At 70.9% G+C, this 13311-nt stretch carries 12 protein-coding genes; 2 read left to right on the top strand and 10 right to left on the bottom strand.

Going from position 1 to position 13311, the window contains the following annotated elements; genetic code table 11:
- Positions 1 to 695 precede the first annotated feature (695 nt).
- Positions 696 to 1733, top strand: a complete 1038-nt coding sequence (gene trpS, locus ABFX81_RS07060) for a tryptophan--tRNA ligase (protein WP_086850433.1) — start codon at positions 696 to 698, stop codon at positions 1731 to 1733.
- 50 nt (positions 1734 to 1783) lie between these two features.
- On the opposite strand, the gene proC is transcribed toward trpS, so the two are convergent.
- From proC to ABFX81_RS07090, 6 genes are all read right to left on the bottom strand, one after another.
- Positions 1784 to 2596, bottom strand: a complete 813-nt coding sequence (gene proC, locus ABFX81_RS07065) for a pyrroline-5-carboxylate reductase (protein WP_150482330.1) — start codon at positions 2594 to 2596, stop codon at positions 1784 to 1786.
- Between the two features lie 113 nt (positions 2597 to 2709).
- Positions 2710 to 3504 (bottom strand): ABC transporter permease, encoded by a 795-nt coding sequence (locus tag ABFX81_RS07070; protein WP_346137786.1) that lies wholly within the window; start codon positions 3502 to 3504, stop codon positions 2710 to 2712.
- Entirely contained in the window at positions 3501 to 4313 is an 813-nt protein-coding gene (locus tag ABFX81_RS07075; RefSeq protein ID WP_346137787.1) for an ABC transporter ATP-binding protein, read from the bottom strand. The genes ABFX81_RS07070 and ABFX81_RS07075 overlap by 4 nt, the downstream gene beginning before the upstream one ends.
- Before the next feature lie 32 nt (positions 4314 to 4345).
- Positions 4346 to 5206 (bottom strand): class I SAM-dependent methyltransferase, encoded by an 861-nt coding sequence (locus tag ABFX81_RS07080; protein ID WP_346137788.1) that lies wholly within the window; start codon positions 5204 to 5206, stop codon positions 4346 to 4348.
- 60 nt (positions 5207 to 5266) lie between these two features.
- Positions 5267 to 5773 (bottom strand): EamA/RhaT family transporter, encoded by a 507-nt coding sequence (locus tag ABFX81_RS07085; RefSeq protein WP_346137789.1) that lies wholly within the window; start codon positions 5771 to 5773, stop codon positions 5267 to 5269.
- A gap of 265 nt (positions 5774 to 6038) precedes the next feature.
- Positions 6039 to 6368 (bottom strand): SH3 domain-containing protein, encoded by a 330-nt coding sequence (locus ABFX81_RS07090; protein ID WP_086852432.1) that lies wholly within the window; start codon positions 6366 to 6368, stop codon positions 6039 to 6041.
- Between the two features lie 181 nt (positions 6369 to 6549).
- Between ABFX81_RS07090 and ABFX81_RS07095 the strand changes: the two genes are divergently transcribed.
- Positions 6550 to 8700, top strand: coding sequence for a protein kinase domain-containing protein (locus ABFX81_RS07095; RefSeq protein WP_086852430.1), 2151 nt, complete (start codon positions 6550 to 6552; stop codon positions 8698 to 8700).
- Between the two features lie 60 nt (positions 8701 to 8760).
- On the opposite strand, the gene ilvD is transcribed toward ABFX81_RS07095, so the two are convergent.
- From ilvD to ABFX81_RS07115, 4 genes are all read right to left on the bottom strand, one after another.
- Positions 8761 to 10614, bottom strand: a complete 1854-nt coding sequence (gene ilvD / locus ABFX81_RS07100; RefSeq protein ID WP_086852427.1) for a dihydroxy-acid dehydratase — start codon at positions 10612 to 10614, stop codon at positions 8761 to 8763.
- Between the two features lie 138 nt (positions 10615 to 10752).
- Positions 10753 to 11391 (bottom strand): TetR/AcrR family transcriptional regulator, encoded by a 639-nt coding sequence (locus ABFX81_RS07105; RefSeq protein WP_086852425.1) that lies wholly within the window; start codon positions 11389 to 11391, stop codon positions 10753 to 10755.
- A gap of 37 nt (positions 11392 to 11428) precedes the next feature.
- A complete protein-coding gene (locus ABFX81_RS07110; RefSeq protein WP_086852423.1) occupies positions 11429 to 12253 on the bottom strand; it encodes a TIM barrel protein in 825 nt (274 codons plus the stop codon).
- A gap of 91 nt (positions 12254 to 12344) precedes the next feature.
- Entirely contained in the window at positions 12345 to 13277 is a 933-nt protein-coding gene (locus ABFX81_RS07115; protein WP_346137790.1) for a Ppx/GppA family phosphatase, read from the bottom strand.
- Positions 13278 to 13311: the final 34 nt, after the last annotated feature.

Raw genomic sequence — 13311 nt, forward strand, 5'->3', positions numbered from 1 at the left:
TCTGGCGTTGACTTTTGGCACGCTGTTGAGTTCTCAAGGAACGGTCGCTTCCTTTGTACTCACCCTCTCGGGCTTTCCTCCGGGCGCTTCCCTTCGGTCTTGCGTTTCCGACTCTATCAGATCTTTTCTCGACCCGATTTCCTCGGTGCTTTCCAGGTTTCCGCTTCCGCGTTTCCCTTTCCGGCGGTTCTGACTCTATCAGATCCTTTCGGGCCCGATTCCCTGTCAGCAGGGTGTGTCTTCGCGACTGTTGGGCCGTTCCGACGAGTGAGACTTTAGCGGATTCCCCGGCTCCCGAGCCAATCGGGGGCCACGTCCTTTCGAACGGGGATTCCTCATTCCGTAAATACGCATGCCAATGAAACGACGACAGAACTACTTCGTCGAGTAGTGGTTGGTACCTGCGGATTGGCTGCCCGGGGACCGACCGGAGTCGGCGCTCACGTCGGGCAACTCGGAGAACACTACGGATGGGGTCTGGGCGTGTCAACTCAAGGGCGGGCGGCACTCCCGGGGCGTAGTCTGGGCTGCATGACGACGCGTACGTGTACCCAGCTGTGGTGGGCCGCCTGACGGCGGCCGTCCTCACGTATGCACTCAACGGCCGCCGCTTCGGCGGCCGTTCTTGTTTCTCCCTCCGGACCACCGAGGGGCGGCCGCCGGGGCGGCGGTCACGACCGGAAGGTGGAGGAGAGATGACACGGGTCTTCAGCGGGGTCAAGCCGACGGGGCATCTGACGCTGGGGAACTATCTGGGAGCCATGCGGCGGTGGGCTTCCGTCGACCAGTACGAGGCCGACGCCTTGTTCTGTGTCGTCGATCTGCACGCGCTGACCGTGGACCACGATCCCGCGCGGGTGCGCAGGCTGAGCCGGCAGGCGGCGACCCTGTTGCTGGCGTCCGGGCTGGATCCGGAGCTGTGCACGCTGTTCGTGCAGAGTCATGTGGACGAGCACGCCCGGCTGTCGTACGTGCTGGAGTGCGTGGCCACCGACGGTGAGATGCGGCGGATGATCCAGTACAAGGAGAAGGCCGCGCGGGAGCAGCGGCGGGGCGGGAGTGTGCGGCTGTCGCTGCTGACGTATCCCGTGCTCATGGCGGCGGACATCCTGGCGTACGGGGCTGATGAGGTGCCGGTCGGGGACGACCAGGTGCAGCATGTCGAGCTCACGCGGGATCTGGCGGTGCGGTTCAACCAGCGGTACGGGCATACGTTCGTGGTGCCTCGGGCCACGCGTCCGGGGGTGGCGGCGCGGGTGATGAACCTCCAGGATCCGACGTCGAAGATGGGCAAGAGCGACGACGTCGGGCCGGGCATCGTCTATCTGCTGGACGAGCCGGACGTGGTGCGGAAGAAGGTCATGCGGGCCGTGACCGACAGCGGGCGGGAGGTCGAGTACGACCGGGAGGCCCGGCCGGGGCTCGCCAATCTGCTGGAGATCCTCGCGGCGTGCTCGGGTGGGAGTCCTGAGGAGCTGAGCGGGGCGTACACGTCGTACGGGGCGTTGAAGAAGGACACCGCGGAGGCTGTGGTCGAGGTGCTCAGGCCCGTGCAGGAGCGGCACAAGGAGTTGTGTGCGGATCCCGGCTATGTGGAGGGGGTGCTGCGGGACGGGGCGGAGCGGGCTCGGGGGATGTCCCGGCCGACCGTGGATGCCGCTTATCGCGCCATCGGGTTGCTGCCGGCGGTGCCGGCGGCGGCGGACGCGGGTGGGGCCGTGCTGAGGGTGTGAGGAGAGTGGTGCGGGTGTCGGGTGGGTCGCCCGCCCGACACCCGCGGTGCTCAGCTGTTGTTGCCGGTGGCCAGGGCGCGGCTGCGGTCGCGGGCGGCTTCGAGGGCGGCGATGAGGGCGGCTCGTACGCCGTGGTTCTCGAGTTCGCGGATGGCGTTGATCGTCGTGCCGGCGGGGGACGTGACGTTCTCGCGGAGTTTGACCGGGTGTTCGCCGCTGTCGCGGAGCATCGTCGCGGCGCCGATCGCGGACTGGACGATCAGGTCGTGGGCCTTGTCGCGGGGCAGGCCGAGGAGGATGCCGGCGTCGGTCATGGCTTCGACCAGGTAGAAGAAGTAGGCCGGGCCGGAGCCGGAGAGGGCCGTGCAGGCGTCCTGCTGGGACTCGGGGACGCGGAGGGTCTTGCCGACGGCGCCGAAGATCTCCTCGGTGTGGGCGAGGTGGTCGGCGGTGGCGTGCGTGCCGGCGGAGATGACGGACATCGCCTCGTCGACCAGGGCGGGGGTGTTCGTCATGACGCGGATGACCGGGGTGCCGGGTGCGAGGCGCTCCTCGAAGTACGCGGTGGTGATGCCGGCGGCGCCGCTGACGACCAGGCGGTCGGCGGGGACGTGGGGGGCGAGTTCGTCGAGGAGAGTGCCCATGTCCTGCGGTTTGACCGTGAGGATCAGGGTGTCGGCGATCTTCGCGGCTTCCGGGTTGGTGACCGGGGTGACGCCGTAGCGGGTGCGGAGCTCTTCGGCTCGTTCCGGGCGGCGGGCGGTGACCAGGAGGTCGGCCGGGGTCCAGCCGGCTCGGATCATTCCGCTGATCAGGGCTTCGCCGATCTTGCCGGTGCCGAGGACTGCGACTTTCTGGGTCATGGCTTTCGGTGCCCTCCGGAGGTTGCGCGTCGTCCGGGTTCATCCTCGCACTCGCGGGTGGTGGGGCGGGGGGCGTGTCCGGTGGGCGGGATGCCGGCAGGGCGGTTCGGTGTCTACGCCGTCCGGCGCCTGAGGGTTGCCGCTCCGAGCATCAGGACCAGGAGTGCGCAGCCCGCGACGATCAGGATGTCGCGGACGAAGGTGGCGGTCATGTCCGTGTGGCGGAGGACCTCGTTCATGCCGTCCACCGCGTAGGACATGGGGAGGACGTCGGAGATGGCCTCCAGGACCGGGTGCATGTCGTCGCGGGGCGTGAACAGGCCGCAGAGGAGGAGCTGGGGGAAGATCACCGCCGGCATGAACTGGACCGCCTGGAACTCCGAGGCCGCGAAGGCCGAGACGAAGAGGCCGAGGGCCGTGCCCAGGAGGGCGTCGAGGAGGGCCACCAGGAGGAGGAGCCAGGGGCTGCCGATGACGTCGAGGCCGAGGAACCAGACCGCGAGGCCCGTGGCCAGGGCGGACTGGATGATCGCGAGGGTGCCGAAGGCCAGGGCGTAGCCGGCGATGAGGTCCCCCTTGCCGAGGGGCATGGCGAGGAGGCGTTCGAGGGTGCCCGAGGTGCGTTCGCGCAGGGTGGCGATGGAGGTCACCAGGAACATCGTGATCAGCGGGAAGATCCCGAGCAGGGACGCGCCGATGCTGTCGAAGGTGCGGGGGCTGCCGTCGAAGACGTAGCGCAGCAGGAACAGCATCACGCAGGGGATGAGGATCAGCAGCGCGATGGTGCGGGGGTCGTGGGCGAGCTGGCGCAGGACGCGGGTTGCGGTGGCGGTGGTCCGGGAGGCGTTCAGGGCCCTCGGTGGGGTGGTGGTGGGGGTGGTCGTGCGGGTGGTGATCGTGGGGGTCATCGCGTCGTCTCCTTCGTGCGGGCCGCCGCCTTCGCCTCGTCGACCAGGTGGAGGAAGGCCTCCTCGACGGTCTCCGCGCCGGTGCGGGTGCGCAGGGCCTGCGGGGTGTCGTCGGCGAGGAGCTCGCCTTCGCGCATGAGGAGGAGGCGGTGGCAGCGCTCGGCCTCGTCCATGACGTGGGAGGAGACGAGGAGGGTCGCGCCGCGGCTCTCCGCGATGTCGTGGAAGAGGGTCCAGAGGTCGCGGCGCAGGACCGGGTCGAGGCCGACGGTCGGCTCGTCGAGGACCAGGAGTTCGGGGGTGCCGAGGAGGGCGACGGCCAGGGAGACGCGGCTGCGCTGACCGCCGGAGAGGTTGCCGGCCAGGGCGTCGGCGTGGGTGGTGAGGTCGACGTCGGCTATCGCGCGGGTGACGTTGTCGTGGCGGCGTTCGGCGGCGGACCGGCCGGGGTCGAGTATCGCGGCGAAGTAGTCGAGGTTCTGGCGGACCGTCAGGTCGTCGTAGACGGACGGGGCCTGGGTGACGTAGCCGATGCGGGTGCGCAGGGTGGGGTGGCCGGCGGGCCGGCCGAGGACGTCGAGGGTGCCGGTGACCTTTGCCTGGGTGCCGACGATGGCGCGCATGAGGGTGGACTTGCCGCAGCCGGAGGGGCCCAGCAGGCCGGTGATCTGGCCGCGGGGGATCGTGAAGCCGAGGTTGCGCAGGACCGCGCGGGGGCCTCGGGTGACGGTGAGGTTCTCGGCGAGGACGGCTGCCCGTTCCGTGGTGATGGCGGTGGGGCGTGGTGGGTCAGGAGCATTATTCATCATGTGATGAATAATGCTCCTGACGGTGGGGTGCGTCAAGCAGGAGTCTTCGCGAGGAGGAGGACCACCTCGTAGACCTCCTCGACGATGCCGTCCGGGAAGGCCTTGAGGAGGTGCTCGCGCTCCTCGGCCAGGAAGGACGCGGTGTGCTCCTCGTCGTTGACCAGGAAGACCGAGTGGCTGCCGATGTTCGCGAGGTGGGTGTCGACGGGGACGCGGCGGCTCCAGCGGACCGTGCGGCGGGTGAAGTCGAGGCGGCCGGTGGGGTCGGCGGCGCGGGCGTTGACGTTCCGCTTCTCCGCGGAGACGTCGATGCCGAAGTGGCGCTCCGTGCGGGCGGCTGACTCGGCGATCCACGGCACGTCGAGGGCGTCGGTGTTCCACCAGAGGGCGAGGGCGCCGCCGGGGCGCAGGACGCGGAGGGCCTCCGGGACGGACCGGGCGGGGTCGGTCCAGTGCCAGGCCTGGGCGTAGGTGACGAGGTCGACGGAGGCGTCGGCGAGGGGCAGGTCGTCGCCGGTGCCGCGGATGATCGGGAGGCCGGGGAGGGTGCTGCGGAACTGCGCCGCCATGCCGTCGCCGGGTTCCACGGCGATGACGTTCGCGCCGCGGGCGTGGAGGAGGGCGGTGGCTATGCCGGTGCCGGCGCCGATGTCTGCGACGCGGGAGCCGGGGAGGGGGCGGTCGGCCAGGGCTTCTATCGCGTCGAAGAGGGCTGGGGGGTAGGAGGGGCGGTTGGCCGCGTACTGGGCTGCGGCGGTGTTGAAGGAGTGGGCGCGGGTGGTGGAGCGGGCGGTGGGTGTGGCTGGGGAAGTGGGCGTGGGTCGCGTTGGGGTGGGGGGCTCGGGGGTGGGTTCGGCTCCGGTGGGGTGGGGGGTGGAGGGGTGTTGGGCCATACGGCCATGGTGGCCGGGGTGGGGGTGGGGGGCGGTGAGTTTTCGGTGAGAGGCCGGGGGTTATGCGCGGCGGCGCTTTTTCGACGGGTTGCCCGAGCGGCGGGTCGTGCGCTTCTCGTGGTGCTTGCGCGCTGCCTCGTACTCCTCGCGGTGGAGCCGCTCGCCGGGGGCCTCGGTGAGGGAGCGGAAGAAGTAGGCGAGGAGGGAGCCGACGAAACCGATGGTCAAGAGGCCGCGGAGAGATGCCTGGCGGTCGGGGTCGGGGCGGCGGGTGAAGCCGTCCCAGGTGTGGCGGAAGGCCATCGCGCTGCAGATCGCGAACATCACGACCATGAGCAGGGTCACGAATCCGCCGATCGCGGCGATCTGGAGGCCCTGGTAGGCGAGGCGGAGGACGAGGCAGGAGACGACCGCGGTGGCGAGTGAGCCGATGGCGACGCCGATGCGGCGGGCGGTGTAGCCGTTGTCGTGGTTCAGCCAGGTCGTGCCGAAGAAGCGGATCGGCTCGGGGCGGGGGCCGTCCGTGGGGGCCGTGGGGGTCGCCGGGGTGCCGTTCTCTGCGCTCACCGGTCGATTATGACTCGGCGCGTGTGATCGGTCGTATGCCTGCGGCGGCCTGTGCGGCTTCGGTGGGGGGCGCGTAGCGCCTACCGTCGCATGGAAGGGGACGTGTCGGGGGGGTGTCGTGGTCGCCCTAGCTGCGGGCAATCGTGCCGCTAAGGACGGCACGGGTGGGCGCAGCGGTACCCCGCTCCGCCGGGCTGCGCGCCCACCCCGCCTCAGCACCAATGCCGAGCAACCCGGCCCGGCTACCCGGCCCGGCTACCGCAGGTCAGCCGCAGCGCGGTCGGATGTAGCCGTCGCTGCCCGTGTTCACGTAGGCGTCCGAGACGTACTGGCCGCTCGCGATGTTGTCCCAGATGTTCGTCGTGCCGTACGGGCCCGTGACCCTGGTGCCGGGTGTCTGGCAGTGGATCGGGACTCGGGACCCCTCGGGCAGGATCTTGACGATCGGGTAGCCGGTGCCGGGACCGCTGCGGACGTTGAGGCTGACGCCCGGTGCGATCGAGAAGTACGTGGCCGCCGCGGCCAGTGTGGTGACCAGCGGCATGCCGGTCTCGTGGGTGCCGCGCTCGGCCTTTTCGACAGGCTCGACTGACATGAAAACCTCCCCCGTTGAACCCCATGGCTGCCATGGAGTCCCGTTGATTCCCCTGAATCACGCCATCAAACACCTGTGCGTGACTCGCCAGCGGAGGCTAGCAAGCCGCCTCTGTCCCGGACGAGTCATCGACTAGGCTCCGTGCGTCGCGCGCGCGGACGAACAGCACGGGGGTGGTCCCATGGCGCCACAGCGGAACGTCGGAGCGGGCCCGGAAGCGGAACTTCCTGAGTACGCCGGTCACTACCGGCTTGATTCCTGTCTGGGCTCGGGCGGCATGGGAGTCGTCCATCTGGCCCGTAGTACATCCGGGATGAAGCTCGCCGTGAAGGTCGTGCACGCGGAGTTCGCCAAGGACCCGGAGTTCAGGGGGCGTTTCCGGCAGGAGGTCGGGGCGGCCCGGCGGGTCAGCGGCGCCTTCACCGCACCTGTCGTGGATGCCGATCCCGAGGCCGGACGACCCTGGATGGCCACGCTGTTCATCCCAGGCCCGACGCTGGCCCAGGAGGTGAAACGGAACGGGCCCTTGGCGCCGGCGCAGTTGCGCCGGCTGATGGCCGGGCTCGCGGAGGCCCTGCGTGACATCCACCGGGTCGGCGTGGTGCACAGGGACCTGAAACCGAGCAACGTCCTGCTCGCCGAGGACGGGCCGAAGGTCATCGACTTCGGCATTTCCCGGCCAAAGGACAGCGAGTTGCGGACCGAGACCGGGAAGCTGATCGGTACGCCGCCCTTCATGGCGCCCGAGCAGTTCCGGCGGCCGAGGGAAGTGGGGCCCGCCGCCGATGTGTTCGCCCTCGGGTCCGTCATGGTGCACGCGGCGACCGGGCGGGGGCCGTTCGACTCCGACAGCCCTTACGTCGTCGCCTATCAGGTCGTGCACGACGAGCCCGAGCTGGCCGGTGTACCGGAAGAGCTGGCGCCGCTCGTGCTGCGGTGTCTCGCCAAGGAGCCCGAGGACCGGCCCTCCCCCGACGAGTTGATGCGGGAACTGCGGTCGGTGTCGGCCTCGTACGACACGCAGGCGTTCATACCCGCGCAGCGTGTGGACGAGGTTCCGGCGGAGGAAGAGGCGGAGGCGGAGGCTGCCGAGCAGGGCGGCGGGGGGCCGGGGCTTCCGGCGTCCGGGTCCGGGGAGCGCCGGTCCAGGTTGCGGCTCGGCAGGCGGGCGGCTCTCGGTGCCGGGGCTCTCGGGCTGGCCGTCGCCGGTGCGCTGGCGGCGGTCCCCGTGTTCGTGGGCGGGAGTCCGGCGCCCGAGGTCACCGCTCCGCGGACCACGTCGGCCGCCTTCGCCGCGTGGGAGGCGCCGCCGTTGTCCGGGAAGAGCATGCCTCAGTGCTCGTACGCGGCAGGGAAGCTGCTGTGTGCGCAGACCGGGCTGGTCTTCGCTCTCGATCCGGTCGACGGGCGGCTGCTGTGGCGGCATCCCCTGGAGGGGGCCGCCGCGAGCGGGCCGCCCAGTGGGGCTCCGGTCGTGTCGGGCGGGCTGGTGCCGGCCGGGCTGGGCCAGGGGCCGCGGGTGACGATGCTCGACCCCGGCTCGGGGGACGTGGAGCGGCGGCAGGAACTGCCCGGGTACGGGGGGCTGCGGGCCGTCGGCGGCATGCTGCTGCTCACCGCGGCCGACGGCACGGTCACCGCGGTGGAGAGCGCCTCGGGTGAGGTGAAGTGGCGCCATCGGATTCCGGGACAGGACACGCCGTACTTCGTCTCGTTCCCCGGTGATCCGCTGGCGTACGCGGCGAGCGTGTCCGGCGACGGGTCCGGCACGAAGGTCACGGCGGTGGATCCGGGCACGGGCGACGTGCGGTGGGACGCGCGGCTGGAGGGGTCGTTGCAGCCCCTCGGGGCTGTGGACGGGGCGGTCGTGTTCGTGTCGGTCGACGCCTTGCGCGGGGATGCGCGGGCCGTGGTGCGCTACGACCCGGAGAGCCGGGCGAGCGTGCGGGTGCCGTTGCGTATTCCGTTGCAGCAGGTGGAGGGGAGTGTGCGCGGGGACGTCGTTCACCTCATGGCGACGGGTGGGGCGCTGGTCGCCGTCGATCTGGAGGCGCGCAAGCAGCGGTGGAGCCTGGAGACGGGTGTCGTCCGGGGGTCGAAGCCGGTCGCCGACGACCGGTACGTCTACGTGACCGTGCCGGACGGGCGGCTGCTCGCCGTAGACGCGCGGCGCGGAAAGCTCGTCGGGCAGACGTCTCCGCGGCTGGGCGACCGGTCGGATCGGGTTCCGGCCGCGCTTCCCGAGCCCGTGCTCGTGGACGACCGGGTCTACGCCGGGGCGCCGGACGGGACCGTCTTCGCCGTGAACGGGCGCGATCCGGCCGGCTGGTAGGACGTAGGCGTAAGGGCCGCCCCGGGAGACCGGGAGCGGCCCTTTGCGCAGGGAGAACGCTCAGCCGAGCATGGACACGTCCCGCACGGCGCCCTTGTCCGCGCTGGTCGCCATCGCCGCGTAGGCCCGCAGGGCCGCCGAGACCTTGCGGTCGCGGTTCTTCGGGGCGTACACGCCGTTCAGCGCCTGCTCGCGGCGGGCCAGCTCGGCGTCGTCGACGAGGAGCTCGATGGAGCGGTTCGGGATGTCGATGCGGATGCGGTCGCCGTCCTCGACGAGGGCGATGGTGCCGCCGCCCGCCGCCTCGGGCGAGGCGTGCCCGATGGAGAGGCCGGAGGTGCCGCCGGAGAAGCGGCCGTCGGTGATCAGGGCGCAGCTCTTGCCGAGGCCGCGGCCCTTCAGGTACGAGGTCGGGTAGAGCATCTCCTGCATGCCGGGGCCGCCCTTGGGGCCCTCGTAGCGGATGACGACGACGTCGCCCTCCTTGATCTGCTTCAGCAGGATCTTCTCGACGGCCTCCTCCTGCGACTCGCAGACGACCGCCGGGCCCTCGAAGGTCCAGATCGACTCGTCGACTCCGGCCGTCTTCACCACGCAGCCGTCGACCGCGAGGTTGCCCTTGAGGACCGCGAGGCCGCCGTCCTTGGAGTACGCGTGCTCGACGGAGCGGATGCAGCCGCCACCGGCGTCCTCGTCGAGGGCCTCCCAGCGCTCGGACTGGGAGAAGGCCTCGGCGGAGCGGACGCAGCCGGGGGCCGCGTGCCACAGCTCGATCGCCTCGGGCGACGGGGAGCCGCCGCGCACGTCCCAGGTCTTCAGCCAGTCGGCCAGGGACGGGCTGTGGACCGAATGCACGTCCTCGTTGAGCAGGCCGCCGCGGTGCAGCTCGCCGAGGAGGGCGGGGATGCCGCCGGCGCGGTGCACGTCCTCCATGTAGTACGTGCGGTCCTTGGCGACGTTCGGCGCCACCTTGGCCAGGCAAGGGACCCGGCGGGAGACCGCGTCGATCTCCTCCAGGCCGAAGGGGACGCCGGCCTCCTGGGCCGCGGCCAGCAGGTGCAGGATCGTGTTGGTGGAGCCGCCCATCGCGATATCGAGGGCCATGGCGTTCTCGAAGGCCGCGAAGGTCGCGATGTTGCGCGGCAGGACCGTGTCGTCGTCCTGCTCGTAGTAGCGGCGGGTGATGTCCATGACCGTGTTGGCCGCGTCGACGTACAGCTTCTTGCGGGCCGTGTGGGTGGCCAGGACCGAGCCGTTGCCGGGGAGGGAGAGGCCGATGGCCTCGGTGAGGCAGTTCATCGAGTTGGCTGTGAACATGCCGGAACACGAGCCGCAGGTCGGGCAGGCGTTCTCCTCGATGCGGAGGATGTCCTCGTCCGAGATCTTCTCGTTCACGGCCTCGGACATCGCGTCGACCAGGTCCAGCGTGCGGACCGTGCCGTCGACCAGCGTGGCCCGGCCGGACTCCATCGGGCCGCCGGAGACGAAGACCGTCGGGATGTTCAGGCGCAGGGCCGCGTTGAGCATGCCCGGGGTGATCTTGTCGCAGTTGGAGATGCAGATCAGGGCGTCGGCGCAGTGGGCCTCGACCATGTACTCCACGCTGTCCGCGATCAGGTCGCGGGAGGGGAGGCTGTAGAGCATGCCGCCGTGGCCCATCGCGATGCCGTCGTCGACCGCGATCGTGTTGAACTCGCGCGGGATGCCGCCGGCCTCGACGATCGCCTCACTGACGATCCGGCCGACCGGCTGGAGGTGGGTGTGGCCCGGCACGAACTCCGTGAAGCTGTTGGCGACCGCGATGATCGGCTTGCGGCCGATGTCCGCACCCGGTACACCGGAGGCGCGCATAAGGGCGCGGGCGCCCGCCATGTTGCGGCCGTGGGTGACTGTGCGGGACCTCAGCTCGGGCATCGTCGCTCGCTCCTTCAGAGACTGCGTCAGAGGATTCGGAGATTTCTGACTGCTACCGAGCGTACGCCGGTCATCCAGAGGGCGGGACGGAGTGTCCGTAATACGGGATACCTGTCTCGGCCGACGTCTGCGTGAGGCCTACGGTTCGGTCAGGTGTCCCTGGACGACCGGTGCCAGCCGCGCGATGATCTGCTCGGCGTCCGCCGAGGCCAGCGGCTCGACCTTGATGACGTACCGCAGCATCGCGGTGCCCACGAGCTGGGCGGCGGCGAGCTCGGCCCGCAGTTCGGCGTCCGGCAGGTCCAGTCGCCCCGCGATGCGGCGCAGCACCTGGGTGGCGACGATACGGCGGAAGACGGCGGCCGCCGTCTCGTTGGTGACGGCGGAGCGGACGATGGCGAGCAGGGGCGTGCGGGTGGCCGGGTTCTCCCAGACGCCGAAGAAGAAGCGGGCCAGGCGCTCCCCCACGCCGTCGAGCGGGCCCTCCTCGATGGCCTTCGGCGCCTGGAGGGCGGGTCCGAAGGCCTGGGTGATCGCCGCCTCGAAGACCTGTTCCTTCGTCCCGAAGTAGTGGTGCACGAGCGCCGAGTCGACCCCGGCCGCCTTGGCGATGCCGCGCACGGAGGTCTTCTCGTAGCCGCGCTCGGAGAACTCGTCGCGGGCGGCGGTCAGGATGCGGTCCCGGGTGTCGGCCGACTCCGTGCGCGGGGGGCGGCCCCGGCGGCGGGCGGTGGTGCCCGTGCCGGTGGGGGTGCCGGTCGGGGGCCGGTCGCTCATCGTCTCGCCGTTTCGGTCATCGGCTCGGCGCCCTCGCTCATCGCCTCGGCACCTTCGCCGCCGAGGCCAGGTGCAGGCGCGTGAAGGCCAGCGCCTCCGCCAGGTCGGCCTCGCGCTCCGCGCTGGACATGGCGCGGCGGGTGTTGACCTCGATCACGACGTGCCCGTCGAAGCCGGTCAGGGCGAGCCGTTCCAGCACCTCGGCGCAGGGCTGGTTGCCGCGGCCGGGCACGAGGTGCTCGTCCTTGACCGAGCCCCTGCCGTCGGCGAGGTGGACGTGGCCCAGGCGGTCGCCCATGCGGTCGACCATGGCCAGCGCGTCGCTGCGGGCCGTCGCGGTGTGGCTGAGGTCGATCGTGAAGTGGCGGTAGTCGTCCTTCGTCACGTCCCAGTCGGGGGCGTACGCGAGCATCTCGCGGTCGCGGTAGCGCCAGGGGTACATGTTTTCGACGGCGAACCGTACGTCCGTCTCGTTCGCCATGCGCCAGATGCCCGCGACGAAGTCCCTGGCGTACTGGCGCTGCCAGCGGAAGGGCGGGTGGACGACGACGGTGCTCGCGTCGAGCTTCTCGGCCGCCGCGCGGGCCCGCTGGAGCTTGGTCCAGGGGTCCGTGGACCAGACGCGCTGCGTGATGAGCAGGCAGGGGGCGTGCACGGCCAGGACCGGGATCTGGTGGTAGTCGCTGAGTCTGCGCAGGGCCTCGATGTCCTGGCTCACGGGGTCGGTCCAGACCATGACCTCGACTCCGTCGTAGCCGAGGCGCGCGGCGATCTCGAAGGCCGTGGCCGTCGACTCCGGGTAGACCGAGGCCGTCGACAGGGCGACCTTCGCGTCCGGGATCCTTACGGCTGGCTCTGCCATGCAGGACAGATTACGGGGTGTGGTCGGGGTGGAGCGGGGTGCCTATTCGCCGTTGTGGTGTTTGCCACGGGCGGGCATGGTGCAAGGCCCCCTAAACGGACTCCATGTGATCCAGGCGACGCAGGATCACGCCCTCCCTCAGCGCCCACGGGCAGATTTCCAGGCGCTCCACGCCGAAGAGGTCCATCGCGGCCTCGGCCACCAGGGCCCCCGCCAGCAACTGGCCCGCCCTGCCCTCCGAGACGCCCGGGAGTTCGGCCCGTTCCGCCTCCGTCATGCCGGCCAGCCTCGGGACCCATTCCTCCAGGGACTTCCGCTTGAGTTCGCGCTGGACGTAGAGGCCCTCGGCGGAGCGGGCGGCTCCGGCGATGCGGGCGAGCTGCTTGAAGGTCTTGGACGTGGCGACGACGCGGTCGGGCGGGCCGAAGCGGCTGAACTCGCCGACCGTGCGGGCGACCTCGGTCCGGACGTGGCGGCGCAGGGCCCGCACGTCGTCCGGGGCGGGCGGGTCGCCGGGCAGCCACCCGGCGGTGAGGCGGCCGGCGCCCAGCGGCAGGGACGCGGCCGCGTCGGGCTCCTCGTCGATGCCGTAGGCGATCTCCAGGGAGCCGCCGCCGATGTCCAGGACCAGCAGTTTCCCGGCCGACCAGCCGAACCAGCGGCGGGCGGCGAGGAAGGTGAGACGGGCCTCCTCCTCGCCGGTGAGGACCTGGAGCTCGACGCCGGTCTCGGTGCGCACGCGCGCCAGGACGTCGTCGGCGTTGCGGGCCTCGCGCACGGCGGAGGTGGCGAACGTCAGGAGGTCCTCGACGCCCTTGTCCTCGGCGGCCTGGAGCGACTCCTGGACGACCGAGACCAGCCGGTCGACGCCCTGGGGGCCGATCGCGCCGTCGTCGTCGAGGAGCTGCGCGAGGCGCAGTTCCGCCTTGTGCGAGTGCGCGGGCAACGGGCACGCGCCGGGGTGCGCGTCCACCACGAGCAGATGCACCGTGTTCGATCCCACGTCGAGGACACCGAGTCTCATGTACGGAACGCTACTGCCAGGAGTGCCGTCCGCC

It is taken from the genome of Streptomyces coeruleofuscus (assembly GCF_039532725.1).
Lineage (GTDB): Bacteria > Actinomycetota > Actinomycetes > Streptomycetales > Streptomycetaceae > Streptomyces > Streptomyces coeruleofuscus.